We start from the raw sequence: 17,804 nt of genomic DNA, 5'->3' as shown, positions 1-17,804 counted from the left end.
ATCGGCGCCATGGACAGCAGCAGCACGCGCCGCCAGGCCACCCGGCAGAAACTCTTCGAGGCAGCGGTCACCCTCATCGCCGAACAGGGCTTCTCCTCCACCACGGTGGACGAGATCGCCGAGCGGGCCGGGGTGGCCAAGGGCACGGTCTACTACAACTTCGCCAGCAAGACCGTGCTCTTCGAGGAGCTGCTGCGGCACGGCATCGAGCTGCTGACCGCCTCGCTCCAGACCGCCGCCGACGAGAACGCCGAGCGCGGTGGCAGCCATGTGGACGCGCTGGACGCCATGGTCCGGGCCGGACTGGACTTCATCTCCCGCTATCCGTCGCTGACCCAGCTGTACGTGGCCGAGCTGTGGCGCACCAACCGCGCCTGGCAGTCCACCTTGATGATGGTCCGTCAGCGGGCCATAGCGGTGATCGAGGCCGAGTTGCGGGCCGGGGTGGCCACGCACGAGTTCAGCGAGGACATCGACATCCCGCTGACGGCGTCCGCGCTGTTCGGAATGGTGTTGGTGGCCGCGTTGGACTGGCAGTCCTATCAGCCGGAGCGGTCGCTGGAGGATGTGCACGCGGCGCTGTCACGGCTGCTGCAGGGCCGCGTCGGCGGGACCGTCGCCTCGGGGTGAAAGCAGAAGGCGCTGTTCCGGCAGATCGACTTTCGTCGACCTGACCGGAACAGCGCCTCCCCCCGTAGCTCCCCCGTACATCCCCCGTTGGAGGCTCCTGGTCCGGAGACTCCCGGTGACTCCCACCTTTCGTCCGGGCCCGCGCCGTTCCGCCGCCCCGTGTCGGCGGTGCGACGCGCGCCCTTCCGTGTGCTCCACTCTCTCGTCCGCGCAGGTGGCGGCCCATCCGCGCGGCTACTCATCTCCCCGGCTGAGTACGCGTACTCAGCTCTGCGCGTTCGTCCCCAGGCACGGTGACCCGGCTGTCGGTGGGGGCGGATAAAGTCACGGTCATGGCACGGATTGTGGTGATCGGCTCCGGGATGGGCGCCATGGCGGCGGCCGCCCGGCTGGCCGTGGCGGGCCACCGGGTGGTGGTGTACGAGCGCGGGCGCACCCATGGCGGCGGGGTCGGCCGCTTCGAGCGGGACGGCTTCCGCTTCGACACGGGCCCGGGGCTGCTGCATCTGCCCGCAGTCCACCGGGATCTGTTCGTGAAGACCGGCAAGCAGACCCTGGAGCAGAGCGTCGAGCTCGTCCAGGTCGACCCGGCGAGCCGGCACCTCTTCACCGAAGGCACGGACGTCCGGCTGCCCAACGCCTCGCGGGCCGGGGTGCTCCAGGCGCTGGACGGCGCCTTCGGCGCGGGCGCGGGCGAGCGCTGGAGCGATCTGGTCAACCGGGCGCGCGAGGTGTGGGACGCCACCCGCAGACCGCTGCTGGAGGAGCCGCTGCGCGCCGACTGGCACGTCCTGGGCCGCGACCCCTATCCGGCCGCCCCCGTGCGGCGTGGCAGGCTCGGCGGCCTGTTCCGCCGGGGCGGCGCCGCCGGGCCGCCCACGCTCGCCGAGGTGGCCCGCCGTGAGCTGGGGGATCCGCGCGCCGTGGCCCTCCTGGAGAGCCATGCGCTGGCGCACGGCATGGACCCGCGTGCCGCCCCCGCCGCGGCCACCGTGCTGCCCTATGTCGAGCAGACGTTCGGCACCTGGTATGTGCGCGGAGGGATGCGGGCACTCGCCGATGCCCTCCGTGAGCGCTGCCGTCAGCGGAAGGTGGAGTTCCATTTCGAGGCCGAGGTCACCGGCATCGTCGAGAAGGACGGCCGTGCGGCGGGTGTGGAGCTGGCCGACGGCACGGTCGCGGAGGCCGACGCGGTGGTCTCGGGCATCGACCCCGCGCTGCTGCCCCCGCTGCTCGGCGGGCAGCGGCCCTGGCGGGAGGGGGACGTGCGGCCGGAGCCCGGCGCGGGCGGCGGCACACCGGGGCGGCTGACCGTCTTTCTGGCGCTGCGCGGCGCCCGCCCCGAGGACACCGCGCACCGCACCGTGGTCCACGCCCCGGACCGCGACGCGGAGTTGGCCGCCGTCTTCGGCGACGGCCAGGGGCTCCGCGAGCCCTGCCCCCGCCCCACGGTGACCGTGCTGCGCCCGGACGACCCCGAGGTGCGCCCGGACGCGGAGCACGAGGCCGTCACCCTTACCGCCGTCGTCGCCCCGCACGGCCCGGTGGACTGGACGGACGGCACGGACGCGGAGCGGTACGCCCAGCGGCTGATCACGGCAGCCGAGGCCGCGATACCGGATCTTCGGGGCCGGCTGCTGTGGCATGAGGTCCGCACGCCCGCCGACACCGCGGCGGAGACGGGCGCCCGGGGCGGTGGCGTTCCGGGCCCGGCGCTCGCCGGGGCGGACGGCGCGTTCCTGCGGCCCGCCAATGTCACCCGGATACCGGGTCTGTACCTGGCGGGCGGCTGGGCCCATCCGGGCGGCGGGCTCGCCCACGCCGGGATGTCGGGCGCGCTGGTGGCCGGGCTGATCGTCGAGGGCGGGGACTGGCGCGGCTCCCAGTAGCGCGGGCCCGAGCGGTGCGTCCCGGCGCGGGCCCCGGGAAACCGGCGGGCCCCGGAAGCGCGCGGGAGACCAGCGGGCCCCGGAAGCGCGCGGGTGGGTGCCGCTCCCGGGAGCGGCACCCACCTGGCGGCGGGGCTCAGTAGCGGTACTGCTCGTCGAAGCCCTGGGGGTAGCCCTGGTTCTGACCCTGGTTCTGGCCCTGGTGCTGGCCCTGGTACGGGTACTCCTGCTGGTCCGCCGGGGGCGCGGCGTCGCCCTCGCGCTGCTGCGGCACCCAGGGCCCGCCGGACTGCATCACGTCGTACGCCGGATCCGCCGAGGGGTAGCCGGCCTCGGCCGCCCAGTGGTCGCCGCCGCCGTAGGCCCCGCCGTACGGATCCTGCTGGCCGTAGGCCGCGTACTGGTCGGCGTACTGCTGCTGGCCGTACGCCTGCTGATCGTAAGTCTGCTGGTCATAGGGCTGGGCCTGTGCCTGGGGCTGGGGCTGGGCGCCGTACGGGTCCTGGCCGTAGGCCGCGTACGCCTCGTTCCCATAGCCGTACTGCCCGGCGGCCTGGCCCATCTGGTCCGCGTAGACGTCCTGGCCGTAGCCGTGGCCCTGCCCCTGGCTGTGGTCCTGCTGCGCGCCGTAGCCGCCGTACGTCTCGTACGCGCTGTAGCCGTCCGCCGCCGCGTCGCTGTACGCGCCCGAGGCCGGGGTGAAGGGCGACGGCTCGTCGTAGACGCCGTACTCGCCGGTGTCGTCGGGCATCGGCTGCGGCTGGTAGGTGGGCGGCTGCGGCTGGTAGGTGGGCGGCTCCGGCTGCGCCGCCGGGACCGCCTCCAGGTCGGAGACCTCGAGGATCGGCTCCTTATCCGCTCCGTCGGGCCGGATGCTCTTCCCCTCGCGCCCCAGCAGCCCCGGCAGCCCGCCGCGCAGCGCCCAGCCCGCGGCGAAACCGCGCCGGAAGGAGAGCGTCACATACGTCTGGCCGACGGCGAAGGCGATCGCGCCCACCCCGATCACCGGAACCGACGGGATCAGCACGCCGAGAACCACGCCCAGGAAGCCGACGAAGGCCAGCAGCCGCCAGCGGAGCCGCGCCTTGTACTGCAGGAGGACCTCTCCCAGCAGCCACAGCGCGACGACGCCGAAAGCGATGTAGAGGACCGTCCAGCCCATGCCCGCCCCTCTCAATGCGGCCGCCCGTCGGCTGCCGTCATCAGGACCGCTGATGCAGTCCCAGATTCTCGTAGATTTCCAGCGTCGCCGTGGAGTGGTTCAGGGTAATGAAGTGCAGCCCGGGGATCTCCTCGGCCATCAACCGCGCGCACAGGTCCGTGGCGTAGTCGATTCCGATCGAGCGTACAGCCGCCGGGTCGTCCTGCACCGCCAGGATCCGCTCAGCCAACTCGGGCGGGAACGCGGCGTTGCTGAGCTGCGCGAACCGCTCGATCTGCTTGACGTTCGTGACCGGCATGATCTCAGGGATGATCGGTGTCGTACAGCCCGCTGCGGCGACCCGGTCGCGCAGTCGCAGATAGTCCTCGGGATAGAAGAACATCTGCGTGATGGCGAAGTCGGCGCCCGCGCGGCACTTGTCGATGAAGTGACGGATATCGGTGTCCCAGTCCGTCGAGCGGGGGTGCATCTCGGGGAACGCGGCCACGCCGACACAGAAGTCGCCGGACTCCTTGATCAGCCGGACCAGATCGGCGGCGTAGGTGAGACCGTCGGGGTGCTGGACCCACTCCCCCATGGGGTCGCCCGGCGGGTCGCCGCGCAGGGCCAGCATGTTCCGGATCCCGGCGCCGGCGTACTGCCCGATGATGTTGCGCAGCTCGGCCCGGGAGTGGTTGACGGCGGTCAGATGGGCGACGGGGGTGAGCGTGGTGTCCGTCGCGATGCGCTCGGTGGCACGCACGGTGCCCTCGCGGGAGGAACCGCCTGCTCCGTAGGTCACGGAGACGAAGGTGGGCGAGACGGCTTCCAGCCTGCGGATGGAGTTCCACAGCGTCTGCTCGCCCTTCGCCGTTTTGGGGGCGAAGAATTCGAAGGAATACGACTGCTCGCCCGACGCGAGCAGATCGCGCACGGTCAGGGCGCGATCGGTCCTGGTGGAAGCGGTGCCTAGGGCCATATGTGAAGGCTATCCACCCGGCCCGGTTACGCCCACCCGGCCTCGGAGATATGGGGGTTTTGCCAGCTTCCTGTCCGCAGTGCGGACAGTTCCGTACACCTTCGACCGGCGGGCGGGCGGGGCCGGATGAAAGGTGGGTGAAACCCAGGTGAAAAGCCGGGCCGGGTGGTGGGGCGGGCTCCACCTCGGGTCGTCCCGGTCTGGCGGCGGGCCCGGCCTGCCCGAGCCCGGCGTCGGGCCCCACCCCGGGTCGTCCCGGTCGGGCCCCACTCCGGGTCGCCCCGGTCGGGCGGGATCCCGGTTGCCCCAGTCGGGCCGGACCCGGGTCGCCCTGGTCGGGCCGCACTCCGGTCACCCCGGTCGGGCCGCACCCCGGTCAGGCTGCCGCGCGGACCCGCTTCGCCAGCTCCGCCGTCGCCGCCGCCGGGTCGTCGGCGGCCGTGATGGCCCGGACCACGACGATGCGGCGGGCGCCCGCCGCCAGGACCTGGTCCAGGTTGGAGACGTCGATTCCGCCGATGGCGAACCACGGCCGCTCCGTGCCCAGTGCGGCGGCGTAGCGCACCAGGGACAGCCCCGGGGCGGGGCGGCCCGGCTTGGTGGGGGTGGGCCAGCAGGGGCCGGTGCAGAAATAGTCCACACCGGGCTGGACGGCCGCCGCGTCCACCTCCGCCTCCGCATGCGTGGAGCGCCCGATCAGCACGTCCTCGCCGAGGATCCCGCGCGCCGCGGGCACCGGCAGATCGCCCTGGCCCAGATGGAGCACATCCGGGCCGATGGCATGCGCGACATCGGCCCGGTCGTTGACGGCCAGCAGCTTGCCGTGCCGGCGGCAGGCGTCCGCGAAGACCTGGAGGTGCTCCAGTTCCTCGGCCGCCTCCATCTCCTTCTCCCGCAGCTGGACGATGTCCACCCCCGCCCCCAGCACGGCGTCCAGGAACTCCGGCAGATCACCCTGGCGCTTCCGGGCGTCGGTGCACAGATAGAGACGGGCGTCGGCCAGCCGCTCGCGAGCGGTGGCGGTGGCGGTGGCGTTGGCGGTAGCGGTGGTCACGGTGGTGGACATGGGTACCCCCCGGAGGGTCGGGCGGCGTACGGGCCATGAGCGGAACCAGGCCCGTACGCCAGATGCGATCGGCGGGCGAGGGCGTCAGACGGCGAGGGCCTGAGCGCGCCGCTTCACTTCCGTGCCGCGATTCTCGCTCAGCGCCCGTGCCGGGGTGCCGGGCAGGCTCGGGTCGGGGGTGAAGAGCCACTCCAGCATCTCTTCGTCACTGAAGCCGTCGTCCTTCAGAAGCGTCAAGGTCCCCACGAGGCCCTTGACGACCTTTCCATCACCGACGAACTCCTCGGGCACCTGAAGGACCCTGTTCTCGCCACGGCGCACGGCGATCAGCTGGCCCTCCTTGACCAACTGCCGGACGCGCGTCACCTCGACCCCCAGTCGTTCGGCGACATCGGGGAGGGTGAGCCAGGCGGGGACGAGAGCATCGATCTTTGCGTCAATCTCGGTCACGGGACAAGCCTGCCATCTGGGACTGACAGTGGGTAGCCGGGCGCCCGCCGCGCGGGCCGCCCGCCCCGCCTCCGGGCACGTCGGCCGACGCCCGACCGGCGGTCGGCCCGCCGGTCAGAGGACCGCCGACTTCAGCGGCACCGAGGGGTCCTCGGCCCGCGTCCGGTCCAGCCGGGCGCCGCGCTCGATCAGCTTGCGCCCCTGGGCCAGATCGCGCGGACGGCCGACGGCCAGCAGGGCGACCAGTGCGCCCTCGCGCAGCCAGCACACCGACCAGGCGGCACCGGCCGGATCGCCGCGCCAGACCAGTTCGTCGGCCTCCGAGTGGTGCCCTGCGTACTGCACGAAGCGGCCGAACTGCTCGGACCAGAAGTACGGCACCGGGTCGTAGACCACCCCGGGGAACTGGGCGGCCGTCCGGCTCCCCACCACATTGGCGGCGACGGTGCGCGGCCCCTGGAGCGCGTTGTCCCAGTGGTGCACCAGCAGTCGCGTTCCGTAACGGGCGGACGGGAAGGAGGCGCAGTCGCCGACCGCGTAGACGTCCGGCGCGGAGGCGCGCAGCCGGTCGTCGGCGGCGACGGACCGGTCCTCGGCCAGCTCCACGCCCGAGCCGGCGAGCCAGTCCGTGGCGGGCCGGGCCCCGATTCCGACGACCACCGCGCCCGCGCGCAGCCGGGTGCCGTCGCCGAGCAGCAGCCCGCTCTCGTCGACGGAGGCCACTCGGGCGCCCGTGACCAGCCGGGCGCCGTAGTCCTCGTACCAGGCCGCCATGGGGGCCGCGACCTCGGCCGGGAGCGCGCCCGCCAGCGGCCGGTCCGCGGCCTCGACGACGGTCACGGCGCAGCCCGCCTCGCGTGCCGCGGTGGCGAACTCCGCGCCGATCCAGCCCGCCCCCACGACCGCGACCTCGCGCTGCCGGGCGAGCACCGGGCGCAGCCGCTCGGCGTCGTCCAGCGTGCGCAGCAGATGGACGCCGGGCTCCCCTTCGCCGCCCGGCAACGGGATCGGCTCGGCGCCGGTGGCGATCACCAGGACGTCGTACGGGAGCTGGCCGGTCGCGGTCTCGACGAGCCGCTTGTCCGGGCGCAGGCTGGTGACCTGGACGCCGAGGCGCAGGCCGATGCCCAGCCCGGCGAAGTCCACGTCGAGCGTCGAGCCCTCGGCCTTTCCGAGCAGTACGGCCTTGGACAGCGGGGGCCGGTCGTAGGGCTGGTGGGGCTCCGCGCCCAGCAGGACGATTTCCCCGGTCCAGCCCTGTTCGCGCAGCGCGACGGCGGTTTGCACCCCCGCCATGCCCGCTCCGACGATCACCACGCGCTGTCCGGCGCCGTTCGAGGACGGCTTCGTCGTCGTCTCATCGCTCACACGATCACTGTATTGCGGCTGGTGGGGCGGACTGGAGAGCGGCTTACGAGAGGTCGGACACAGAGCGGGGGCCGGACGGGGGTGGGAGGGGGCGGGCGGGGGCCGGGCGGGGGCGGCGGGCGCGGGCCGGGTTGTGGGCGCCTCCGGCGGTGAGCCCCCACCCCGCCCCTTCCCGAAACGATGGGGCTCCGCCCCCTCGCACCCCGCCGGGGCTCCGCCCCGGACCCCGCTCCTCAAACTCCCCCAGCTACCGCTGGGAGGTGCCCCCTGGAGGGGCTGGGGTGGCACGCGAGGGAGGAGCTGGCGTCGGAGACGTCGTGGGGCTGGGGTAGTACGTGCCGGAGGGGCTGGGGCCGGAAACGCCGGAGGGCTGTGGCGGGACGCGCCAGGGCCGGGAGGCAACGCACCGGAGGGCCACAGAGGCGCAACGCACCGGGGGACCGGGACACAACGCACCGGAAGGCCAAGGCGCAACGCGCCAGAGGGCCGCCGATGCGCAACGCGCCGGGGGACCGAGGCGCAACGCGCCCCGGGGCTGGGCTTCCCGGTGTACGGCCGGTCTTTCGGGTGATTCGGGGCACGTACTAGGGTGGCGGGGCAGAGCACTCGCGGGAGCCCGGGCGGACCGGGCTGAGAGGGAGGCTGGAACGGCCTCCGACCGTACGAACCTGATCCGGGTCATGCCGGCGAAGGGAGGGGCAGCGTGTCCACGCACGCACCAGGTCATGAGGACGGACCTCACACTTCAGACGGGCCGCCACCCGGCGGGCGCTACGACGCCCTCGTCATCGGGGGCGGCGTCATCGGGCTGGTCACGGCCTGGCGGGCGGCCCAGCGCGGGCTGCGTACCGCGCTCGTCGACCCGGCGCCCGGCGGCGGAGCCGCCTGGGTCGCGGCCGGGATGCTGGCGGCCGTCACCGAGTTGCACTACGGCGAGCAGACCCTGCTCGGCCTCAACATGGCCTCCGCGCGCCGCTATCCGGACTTCGTGGCGGAGCTGGAGGAGGCCGGCGGCCAGGACGTGGGCCATCGCGTGTGCGGCACGCTCGCCGTCGCGTTCGACGCCGACGACCGCGCCCATCTGCGCGAACTCCACACCTTCCAGCAGGGGCTCGGGCTGGAGTCCGAGTGGCTGACGGGGCGTGAGTGCCGCCGTCTGGAACCGATGCTCTCGCCGGGCGTACACGGCGGGCTGCGCGTCGCCGGTGACCACCAGGTGGATCCGCGGCGGCTGACGGCGGCGCTGCTCATCGCCTGCGAGCGGGCCGGGGTCGCCTTCCACCGCGACCGCGCGGAGCGGCTGCTGCTGGACGGCGACCGCGCCGCCGGGGTCGAGCTGACCGGGGGTACGCGCCTGGCCGCCGAGCGGACCGTACTGGCCGCCGGAAGCCTCAGCGGACGGCTCGCGGGCGTCCCCGAAGACGTCCTGCCGCCCGTACGGCCCGTCAAGGGGCAGGTGGTGCGGCTGTCGGTGCCCGAGCGGTACGCGCCGTTCCTCTCCCGGACCGTACGGGCCGTGGTGCGCGGCGGGCCGGTCTATCTGGTGCCGCGCGAGAACAGCGAGCTGGTCATCGGCGCGACCAGCGAGGAGCTGGGCTGGGACACCACGGTCACCGCGGGCGGGGTGTACGAACTGCTGCGGGACGCCCATGAGGTGGTGCCCGGCATCACCGAACTGCCCCTGGTGGAGACGAGCGCCGGGCTGCGCCCCGGCTCCCCCGACAACGCCCCGATGCTCGGACCGACCGCACTGCCGGGGCTGCTGCTGGCCACCGGCCACTTCCGCAACGGCGTGCTCCTCACCCCGATCACCGGCGACGTCATGGCCGAGGCGCTCACCAGCGGTGAACTCCCCCCGGAGGCCCGGCCGTTCACCCCCCAGCGCTTCGCGGCCCCCTCGGCGGCCCCCTCGGCGGCGCCTTCTCCCGGCGCTCCCGGCGCCGCGCACTCCCCAGCACAGGAGCAGCACACATGACCGTCTCCGTCAATGGCGAGCCCCGCGAGGTGCCCGAGGGCACCACGCTCGACCGGCTCGTCGCGACCCTCACCCAGGCGCCCTCGGGTGTCGCCGCCGCCGTCAACGAGACGGTTGTTCCGCGCACCCAGTGGTCCGCGACCTCGCTCGGCGACGGTGATCGCGTCGAGGTCCTCACCGCGGTCCAAGGAGGCTGATCCCACCCATGGCTCCCACCACCACGACCACCACGGCCGCCACCACGGCCGCCACCACGGCCGCCACCGACGCCACCACCGGCCCCGACGCCACGACGGCCCACGGCGCCGCCGACCGCGCGTCGCTCACCGCGCCCGATCCGCTGACCATCGCCGGGACCGACTTCGGCTCCCGGCTGATCATGGGCACGGGCGGCGCGCCCAGTCTGGAGGTGCTGGAGCGTTCGCTGCTGGCCTCCGGCACCGAGCTGACGACCGTCGCGATGCGGAGGCTCGACCCCACGGTGCAGGGGTCGGTGCTCTCCGTGCTCAACCGGCACGGCATCCGCCCGCTGCCCAACACCGCCGGGTGTTTCACCGCCGGTGAGGCCGTGCTCACCGCCCGACTCGCCCGGGAGGCCCTGGGCACGGACTGGGTCAAGCTGGAGGTGGTCGCCGACGAGCGCACCCTGCTCCCGGATCCGATCGAGCTGCTGGACGCCGCCGAGACCCTGGTGGACGACGGGTTCACGGTTCTGCCGTACACCAACGACGATCCGATCCTGGCCCGGAAGCTGGAGGACGTCGGCTGCGCCGCGATCATGCCGCTCGGCTCCCCGATCGGCTCCGGGCTCGGCATCCGCAATCCGCACAACTTCCAGCTGATCACCGAGCGCGCCACCGTGCCGGTGATCCTGGACGCGGGCGCGGGCACGGCGTCGGACGCCGCGCTGGCCATGGAGCTGGGGTGCGCCGCGGTGATGCTCGCCTCGGCAGTCACCCGGGCCCAGGAGCCGGAGCTGATGGCGGGGGCGATGCGGTACGCGGTCGAGGCGGGCCGGCTGGCCCACCGGGCGGGCCGGATCCCGCGCCGCCACTTCGCCGAGGCATCGAGCCCGGCGGAGGGCCTGGCCGCCCTGGACCCCGAGCGCCCGGCCTTCGGTTAGCTCCCCTCCGGCGGTTAGCTCCCCTCCGGCGGTTAGCTCCCCTCCGTCGGTTGGCTCCCCTCCGGCGGTTGGCTCCTCTCCGGCCGCCGGTGTGCGGGCCCCGTGGGGCCCTACCGTGGAGGGAGGGAGCAGCCCACAGCCCGGAGGTGGTCGCCGTGACCGTGACCGTGGACGACCGGATCGAGCGCGAGGTGTACGTACCGGCGCCGATCGACCGGGTGTGGCGGGTGCTGACGACGCCCGAGCACATCCGCGCCTGGTACGCCCCCGGCGGCTGCGAGATCGATCCGCACCCGGGCGGGCGGCTCCGGTTCCGCTGGGACGAGCACGGAGAGTTCCACGGCATGGTCGAGCGGGCGGTTCCGGACGCCCTCTTCCGCTTCCGGCTGGCCCTGGAGCCCGATCACGCCCCCTCGGACCCCGGGGAGGCCACCCTCGTGGAGTTCGCGCTCTCGCCCGAGGGGCGGGGCACCCGGCTGCGGTTCGCGGAGAGCGGTATCCGCGCCCTGGCCGTCCCCGACGACGCCAAGGCCAAGCACGCCGAGTACGCCACGCTGTCCTGGACCTCCGCGCTGGAGGAGCTGGCCGCGATCGCCGCCGCGTCGCACAACTGACCCACCGGTGTCACCGTGATTACCGCCCCGCCGTTGCCACCGTTGCCGACCCGCCGGTGCCCCCGTTACCGCCCCGCCGGTGCCACCGTTACGCCCCGCCCTTGGCACCGATACTGACCCGCTGCTGTCACCGTTCCGCTGCAGTACCCGCCCCACCTGGGGCGGGCGGTCCTGGCCGATATCGGTGCCTCGTAGACTTCCCCCGTGGATACGACCCTCCAGGACCCCCTCGTCGGGCAGGAGCTCGACGGCCGCTACCGCATCGAGGCGCGCATCGCCGTGGGCGGGATGGCGACGGTCTACCGGGCCGTCGACACCCGGCTGGACCGTGTGCTCGCGCTGAAGGTGATGCATCAGAGCCTCGCCTCCGACGCCGCCTTCGTCGAGCGCTTCATCCGGGAGGCGAAGTCCGTCGCGAGACTCGCGCACGCCAATGTGGTCGCCGTCTACGACCAGGGCACGGACGGCAGCCATGTCTATCTGGCCATGGAGTACGTCTCCGGCTGCACCCTGCGCGATGTGCTCCGCGGGCGCGGGGCCCTGCATCCGCGCGCCGCGCTGGACATCCTGGAGCCGGTGCTGGCCGCGCTCGGGGCGGCCCACCGCGCCGGTTTCGTCCACCGCGACATGAAGCCCGAGAACGTGCTGATCGGGGACGACGGCCGGGTCAAGGTCGCCGACTTCGGCCTGGTCCGGGCGGTGGACACCAACACCAGCGCCTCCACCGGCAGCGTCCTCGGCACCGTCTCGTATCTCGCGCCCGAGCAGATCGAGCACGGCACGGCCGACACCCGCGCCGATGTCTACGCCTGCGGTGTGGTGCTGTACGAGATGCTGACCGGCGCCAAGCCGCACGGCGGCAGCACCCCGGCGCAGGTCCTCTATCAGCATCTGAACGAGGACGTCCCGCCGCCGTCCGCCGTCGCGCCCGGGGTCGCCCCGGAGCTGGACGCGCTGGTGGCCTCGGCCACCGCGCGGGCCGTCGATGCGCGCCCCGCCGACGCCGTCACGCTGCTGAGCGCGGCCCGCGCGGTGCGGGCCGCGCTGACCGACGAGCAGCTGGACGCGGTGCCGCCGCAGGCCAAGGAGGACCTCTCGGGCGGGTCCGAGAACCGTACGTCGGTGATTCCGCGCCCGGCGGCGGTCGTCGACGACCAGGACCGGCTCAACCACACCAGCCGTCTGGAGCTGCCCCCGGAGCCGCCCCGGCCGGAGGGGCACCGCCGGGGCGACCGCGGCGGCCGGGGCCGGTTGCCGCGCCGTGGGATCGTGACGATCGTCGCCGCGGTGCTGCTGGCGATCGCCCTCGGCGTCGGCGTCTGGTACATCAGCGTCGGCCAGTTCACCGAGGTTCCGCCGGTGCTGCGGAAGACCCAGGCGGAGGCCGAGAAGAAGCTGCACGCCGCCGGTCTCGATGTGAAGGTCGTCAACGAGTTCAGCGATGTCATCCCCAAGGGCAAGGTCATCGGCACCAAGCCCGGTCCGGGCGAGCGCGTCCGCGACACCGGCGCGGTGACCATCCGGGTCTCCCAGGGTCGGCCGCGGGCCGAGGTGCCCAATGTGGTGGGCATGCCGCTCGCCGAGGCCAAGCGGAAGATCGCGGACCAGGGGCTCACGGTCGGCAAGGTCACCGGCCGCTTCAGCAGTGAGACGGCCCAGGGCTCGGTCCTCTCCACCAGCCCGGGGCCCGACTCCGTGCGCCGCCCCGAGACGCCGGTGTCGATCGTGGTCAGCAAGGGCCAGCCGGTCTACGTCCCGGACGTGGTGGGCGGTTCGGTCGACGAGGCCCGGTCCACGCTGGAGGGCGAGGGCTTCAAGGTGAAGATCGCCGAGCGGCAGGTGTTCTCGGAGGAGGACAAGGGCTCGGTCGCCGAGCAGTCCCCGTCGGCGGACGACCGGGGCGCCAAGGGCGACACGGTGACGCTGACGGTCTCCAAGGGCGTGCAGATGGTCGAGGTGCCGGACGTCACGGGGAAGAACGTGGACGACGCCAAGGCGGAGCTGGAGGGCGCCGGGTTCAAGGTGAACGTCAAGAAGGCGCTGCTGTTCCCCGGGGACAAGGTGCAGGACCAGTCGGTGAAGGGCGGCGACGAAGCGCCCAAGGGCAGCACGATCACCATCAGGACCGAGGGCGGCGTGTTCTGACGGCTCGGGGACGGATGGCGGCCGCCGGACCCGGACGGCGAACGCCAACCGCCCGGCCGCGCATCCGGCGAACGCCGTCCGCCCGGCGAACGCCACCGGTCCGCCGCTCATCCGAAGCTGACCCGCTCCAGCCAGAAGTCCAGCAGCTTCTCATCGCCCAGGATCTCCACGCCCGCGCCGCGGGCCGGGCACCGCTTGTAGATGATCAGCAGCAGGTCGGTCAGCGGCCCGCGCACCGCGACCGCGGCCTTCTCATGCGCCCGCCGCCAGATGATCGCGTCGCCGGTCAGGTCGACCACCCACTCCGCCGCCACCTCCGGCGCGGTGTCGGTCGCGTGGAAGTGCAGGGTGCGGCCGTGGCCGAGCAGCTCGCGCATCCAGGGGTGGATCTCGAAGTGCATCGGCAGCGAGCCGAGCGCCAGCCACTCGTCGAACCCGTCCAGGGCCACCTCCTGGTCGAGGGTGTACTCACCGCCGAGGGCCAGGACCGCGTCGGCCCGGTGAACCGCCGTCTCATGGGTGAAGCGGCGGGCGTAGAAGTCCGCGCGCCCTCCGGCGACCTGCCCCAAGTCCGGCACCGGGGTCCACAACCGCGCCTCGGGCCCCGCCTCGCGCAGCGTGTCGGCCAGCATCTGGGCGCCCTCGACCAGCCAGGGGGCGAGCTCGGCGGCGTCCTCCTGCGCGTACGGCGACAGATCGCGGAAGTGCTCATCGGGCAGCGCTTCGGTGGCCCGGGTGCGCACCAGCTCCTCGGCCCACCGGTGGGCTCCGCCGAGATGACGCAGCAACTGCCCGACGTTCCAGCCGGGGCAGGTGGGCACGGGGCGGGTCAGATCCGCACCCTCGATCGCGCCCCGCAACAGCTGGGTCTGCGCGACGATCTCGGAGCAGCGGCGGTCAAAGCTCAGCAGAGTCATATACGTCACAGTAGGGGCGCCCACCGACAGCCGGCCCCGGACCGGGGGCCATAACCTCGCCCCGGCCCGGGGCCATGACCTCCCCCAGGGGCGACCACGCGGGCCCTCGCACCTGGGACCCTTGATGGCGTGAGTACGCATCGCATCCGCAACCCCATCGGTGGCCATATCCGTGTGGCCGGTGGCCTCGCCACCGTCGGTCTGGCGCACGCCGCCGACATCGGCGCCGAGACCGTCCAGGTCTTCGTCGCCAATCCGCGCGGCTGGGCCACCCCGGCCGGTACGCCCGCCCAGGACGAGGCGTTCCGCGCCGGCTGTGCCGAGCGGTCGATACCCGTGTACGTCCACGCCCCCTACTTGATCAACTTCGGTTCGCACACCGAGGCCACGGCCGAACGCTCCGTGGACTCCCTGCGCCATTCGCTCCGGCGCGGCCGGGAGATCGGTGCGCTCGGCGTGGTCGTCCACACCGGCTCGGCGACCGGGGGACGCCCCCGTGCCACCGCGATCGCGCAGGTGCGGGAGCGGGTGCTGCCGCTGCTGGACGAGCTGAGCCGGGACGACGACCCCTGGCTGCTGCTGGAGCCGACCGCCGGGCAGGGCACCTCGCTGTGCGCGCTGGTGGAGGATCTGGGCCCGTACTTCGAGGCGCTGGACCGGCATCCCCGGCTCGGGGTCTGCCTGGACACCTGCCATGTGTTCGCGGCGGGTCATGACCTCGCCGCCCCGGGCGGTGTGAAGCAGACGCTGGACGAGCTGGTGGCCGTCACCGGCGAGGGGCGGCTCAGGCTGATCCACGCCAATGACTCCAAGGACGTGGTCGGCGCCCACAAGGACCGGCACGCGAACATCGGCGCCGGGCACATCGGGGCGGAGCCGTTCCGCGAGCTGTTCGCCCACCCCGCGACCGACGGGGTGCCGCTGGTGATCGAGACACCGGGCGGTACGGAGGGGCATGCGGCGGACGTGGCCCGGCTGAAGGAGCTGCGCGCCGGGGTGGCTTGAGAACGCTCCCGGCGCGTTGAGGAACACCCCTGGACGGGAATACCCCTAGGGGGTATAGCGTTGGCAGTGGTCGACGAATCCGCGATCACCGCTGGGGGTACGGACATGCGACAGCATGAGCACGCGCAGAGCGAACCTCATGGGCACCACGAGCACCACGAGCACCACGGGCACCACGAGCACCGGGGGGCCACGACGAGCTGGTCGATGGCCGCGCAGGCCACCCTGCACTGCCTCACCGGCTGCGCCATCGGCGAGGTCGTGGGCATGGCCATCGGTACGGCCCTGGCCTGGCACAACGTCCCGACCATGATCCTGGCGATCGTGCTCGCCTTCGTCTTCGGCTACTCCCTGACCATGCGGGGCGTGCTGCGGGCGGGGCTCGATGTGCGCAGCGCGCTGCGGGTGGCGCTGGCGGCCGACACCGTATCGATCACGATCATGGAGCTGGCCGACAACGCGACGATCGTCGTCTTCCCGGGCGCGATGGACGCGACGCTGTCGGACGCTCTCTTCTGGCTCAGCCTGGCCCTGTCGTTCGTGGTGGCGTTCCTGGTCACCACGCCGGTCAACAGGTGGATGATCGGGCGGGGCAAGGGGCATGCGGTGGTCCACCAGTACCACTGAACGCGACGGGCGGCCCGGCGGCCCGGCCTACGGCCTACGCGGCGCCCGACGGGCCTTGCCGCCTGCGGCGGGCCGGCCCCTCCCCGCCCCTTCCCACAACCGGGGCTCCGCCCCAGACCCCCGGGGTCCAGGGGCGAAGCCCCTGCCACGCGGCCCGCCCCGGACGCCCCCTAGGGCCTGCCTGGCCCTAGAGCTCCGGGCCGTCGCCCGGCTCCTCCTGGTAGGAGTAGCGCTTCTCCGTCCAGGGGTCGCCGATGTTGTGGTAGCCGCGCTCCTCCCAGAAGCCGCGGCGGTCGGCGGTCATGTACTCCACCCCGCGCACCCATTTCGGGCCCTTCCAGGCGTACAGATGGGGCACCACCAGCCGCACCGGAAAGCCGTGCTCGGCGGTGAGCAGCTCACCGTCCTTGTGGGTGGCGAAAATCGTGGTCTCCGCCGTGAAGTCGGACAGCCGCAGATTCGAGCTGAACCCGTATTCGGCCCACACCATCACATGGGTGACATCGGGCGCCGGCGGTGCGAGCTTCACGATCTCCAGCGAGGAAACCCCGCCCCATTCGGCGTCGAGCATGCTGAATTTGGTGACGCAGTGCAGATCGGCCACGACCGTCGAGTACGGCAGGGCCGAGAACTCCTCATGCGTCCAGCAGTGCTTTTCGCCGTCCGCCGTGGCGCCGAAGACCCGGAACTCCCATCGGTCCGGCTTGAACTTGGGGACCGGCCCGTAGTGCGTAACCGGCCAACCGCGCTGCAGTCGCTGCCCAGGGGGCAGCTTCGCGAGCTCCCCCTCGCGGCTTTCCGACTGACCCATGGGCTCCATGGTCTCAGACCGCCGGGGGTGGTCGTGACCAGGGCATCGGGGACGGGCACAACTCGTACTAAGCGTGCACTTACTGGACGCCCCAACAGGCGCGGTGCGACGATGCGCGGAACCTGCCGTTCCCGATCGGATTGGAAGGAGCCCCTCCGATGCAGGGTGACCCCGAGGTCCTCGAGTTCCTCAACGAGCAGTTGACCGGCGAGCTGACCGCGATCAATCAGTACTTTCTGCACTCAAAGATGCAGGACAACTTTGGCTGGACTCGGCTTGCCAAATACACCCGGTCGGAGTCTTTCGACGAGATGAAGCATGCGGAGATCCTCACCGACCGCATCCTTCTTCTGGATGGGCTGCCCAATTACCAGCGGCTCTTCCATGTCCGGGTGGGCCAGACGCTGACCGAGATGTTCCAGGCCGACCGGCAGGTGGAGATCGAGGCGATCGACCGCCTCAAGCGGGGCATCGAGCTGATGCGGTCCAAGGCGGACATCACCTCGGCGAATCTCTTCGAGTACATCCTCGCCGACGAGGAACTCCACATCGACTATCTCGACACCCAGCTGGAACTGATCGAGAAGCTCGGTGAGCCCCTCTACATCGCCCAGCAGATCGAGCAGCCCAGCGACAACGGCGACAACTACTCCGGGAGCGGCAAGGGCCACTGAGCCCGCGGCGGCAGAACTCGCGGCGACCGAGCCGGTCCGCCGGTCAGGCCGCTTCGGCCGCCGTCGGCTCCGGAACGGAAGCGGCAGCGGCAGGGGCAGGGGCAGGGGCGGCGACAGCAGCGGGCGCCGTCGTCGCGGGCGCCGTCGTCGCCGCCGTCGTCAGGACGACCGGGTCCAGCGCCTCGCGCCGGGGGCAGGCACCGCGACCCAGCAACGCCTGGATCTTCCGCACGCACGATCCGCAGTCCGTGCCCGCCTTGCAGGCACCGGCGATCTGGCGCGGGGTGCACGCGCCCGTTTCCGCGTGCTGACGCACCTGCTGCTCGGTGATGCCGAAGCATGAGCAGACGTACACGGGCTCTCCAGCGGTGGCGACGGCGATGGCCTTGA

Annotated in this window: 18 protein-coding genes and 1 riboswitch; of the genes, 10 read left to right on the top strand and 8 right to left on the bottom strand. The window is 72.7% G+C overall.

The window, feature by feature from the left end; all coding sequences use genetic code 11:
- Positions 1-9: 9 nt before the first annotated feature.
- Positions 10-630 carry a TetR/AcrR family transcriptional regulator gene (locus tag NP777_RS11295; protein ID WP_256649981.1) on the top strand — a complete coding sequence of 207 codons (621 nt, stop codon included), beginning with the start codon at positions 10-12 and terminating at the stop codon, positions 628-630.
- Between the two features lie 332 nt (positions 631-962).
- On the top strand, positions 963-2,519 hold the full coding sequence (locus tag NP777_RS11290; RefSeq protein WP_256649980.1) for a phytoene desaturase family protein: 1,557 nt from the start codon (positions 963-965) through the stop codon (positions 2,517-2,519).
- A gap of 136 nt (positions 2,520-2,655) precedes the next feature.
- Here the strand turns inward: NP777_RS11290 and NP777_RS11285 are convergent, their stop codons facing one another.
- The 5 genes from NP777_RS11285 to NP777_RS11265 all read right to left on the bottom strand — a co-directional run bounded on the left by NP777_RS11285 (position 2,656) and on the right by NP777_RS11265 (position 7,523).
- A complete protein-coding gene (locus NP777_RS11285; protein WP_256649979.1) occupies positions 2,656-3,681 on the bottom strand; it encodes a hypothetical protein in 1,026 nt (341 codons plus the stop codon).
- A gap of 40 nt (positions 3,682-3,721) precedes the next feature.
- A complete protein-coding gene (gene metF, locus NP777_RS11280) occupies positions 3,722-4,639 on the bottom strand; it encodes a methylenetetrahydrofolate reductase [NAD(P)H] (RefSeq protein WP_256649978.1) in 918 nt (305 codons plus the stop codon).
- Positions 4,640-5,015: 376 nt separating this feature from the next.
- On the bottom strand, positions 5,016-5,705 hold the full coding sequence (gene thiE, locus NP777_RS11275; RefSeq protein WP_256649977.1) for a thiamine phosphate synthase: 690 nt from the start codon (positions 5,703-5,705) through the stop codon (positions 5,016-5,018).
- 84 nt (positions 5,706-5,789) lie between these two features.
- Positions 5,790-6,155, bottom strand: coding sequence for an Rv2175c family DNA-binding protein (locus NP777_RS11270; protein WP_256649976.1), 366 nt, complete (start codon positions 6,153-6,155; stop codon positions 5,790-5,792).
- 114 nt (positions 6,156-6,269) lie between these two features.
- Complete coding sequence (locus NP777_RS11265; protein WP_308405085.1) at positions 6,270-7,523, bottom strand: NAD(P)/FAD-dependent oxidoreductase; 1,254 nt, start codon at positions 7,521-7,523, stop codon at positions 6,270-6,272.
- Positions 7,524-8,121: 598 nt separating this feature from the next.
- A riboswitch (TPP riboswitch) is annotated at positions 8,122-8,235 on the top strand.
- Between the two features lie 75 nt (positions 8,236-8,310).
- On the opposite strand from NP777_RS11265, the gene thiO reads away from it, so the two are divergent.
- The 5 genes from thiO (at position 8,311) to pknB (ending at position 13,380) form a co-directional block, all read left to right on the top strand.
- Positions 8,311-9,498: a glycine oxidase ThiO gene (gene thiO / locus NP777_RS11255; RefSeq protein ID WP_256650198.1), complete on the top strand. Its 1,188-nt coding sequence runs from the start codon at positions 8,311-8,313 to the stop codon at positions 9,496-9,498.
- On the top strand, positions 9,495-9,695 hold the full coding sequence (gene thiS / locus NP777_RS11250) for a sulfur carrier protein ThiS (RefSeq protein ID WP_020872049.1): 201 nt from the start codon (positions 9,495-9,497) through the stop codon (positions 9,693-9,695). Before thiO ends, thiS begins: the two co-directional genes overlap by 4 nt.
- A gap of 182 nt (positions 9,696-9,877) precedes the next feature.
- Positions 9,878-10,621 carry a thiazole synthase gene (locus tag NP777_RS11245; RefSeq protein WP_256650197.1) on the top strand — a complete coding sequence of 248 codons (744 nt, stop codon included), beginning with the start codon at positions 9,878-9,880 and terminating at the stop codon, positions 10,619-10,621.
- A gap of 155 nt (positions 10,622-10,776) precedes the next feature.
- Positions 10,777-11,235 carry an SRPBCC domain-containing protein gene (locus NP777_RS11240; protein ID WP_256649975.1) on the top strand — a complete coding sequence of 153 codons (459 nt, stop codon included), beginning with the start codon at positions 10,777-10,779 and terminating at the stop codon, positions 11,233-11,235.
- A gap of 204 nt (positions 11,236-11,439) precedes the next feature.
- A complete protein-coding gene (gene pknB / locus NP777_RS11235) occupies positions 11,440-13,380 on the top strand; it encodes a Stk1 family PASTA domain-containing Ser/Thr kinase (protein ID WP_256649974.1) in 1,941 nt (646 codons plus the stop codon).
- Between the two features lie 107 nt (positions 13,381-13,487).
- Here pknB and NP777_RS11230 read toward each other — a convergent pair whose 3' ends face one another.
- A complete protein-coding gene (locus NP777_RS11230; protein ID WP_256649973.1) occupies positions 13,488-14,297 on the bottom strand; it encodes a maleylpyruvate isomerase family mycothiol-dependent enzyme in 810 nt (269 codons plus the stop codon).
- Between the two features lie 129 nt (positions 14,298-14,426).
- Between NP777_RS11230 and NP777_RS11225 the strand changes: the two genes are divergently transcribed.
- On the top strand, positions 14,427-15,302 hold the full coding sequence (locus NP777_RS11225) for a deoxyribonuclease IV (protein ID WP_256649972.1): 876 nt from the start codon (positions 14,427-14,429) through the stop codon (positions 15,300-15,302).
- Between the two features lie 105 nt (positions 15,303-15,407).
- The gene (locus NP777_RS11220) at positions 15,408-15,929 is read left to right on the top strand and encodes a DUF4396 domain-containing protein (protein ID WP_256649971.1); all 522 of its coding nucleotides are present in this window, start codon (positions 15,408-15,410) and stop codon (positions 15,927-15,929) included.
- Positions 15,930-16,116: 187 nt separating this feature from the next.
- On the opposite strand, the gene NP777_RS11215 is transcribed toward NP777_RS11220, so the two are convergent.
- Positions 16,117-16,740, bottom strand: a complete 624-nt coding sequence (locus NP777_RS11215; RefSeq protein WP_256649970.1) for a sulfite oxidase-like oxidoreductase — start codon at positions 16,738-16,740, stop codon at positions 16,117-16,119.
- A 158-nt stretch (positions 16,741-16,898) separates the two neighbouring features.
- Between NP777_RS11215 and bfr the strand changes: the two genes are divergently transcribed.
- Complete coding sequence (gene bfr, locus NP777_RS11210) at positions 16,899-17,414, top strand: bacterioferritin (protein WP_086880960.1); 516 nt, start codon at positions 16,899-16,901, stop codon at positions 17,412-17,414.
- 43 nt (positions 17,415-17,457) lie between these two features.
- On the opposite strand, the gene NP777_RS11205 is transcribed toward bfr, so the two are convergent.
- Complete coding sequence (locus tag NP777_RS11205; protein ID WP_256649969.1) at positions 17,458-17,769, bottom strand: (2Fe-2S)-binding protein; 312 nt, start codon at positions 17,767-17,769, stop codon at positions 17,458-17,460.
- Between the last annotated feature and the right edge of the window lie 35 nt (positions 17,770-17,804).

Source organism: Streptomyces rugosispiralis (genome assembly GCF_024505145.1).
Taxonomy (GTDB): domain Bacteria; phylum Actinomycetota; class Actinomycetes; order Streptomycetales; family Streptomycetaceae; genus Streptomyces; species Streptomyces rugosispiralis.
This window is presented reverse-complemented; position numbering and strand designations above follow the sequence as displayed.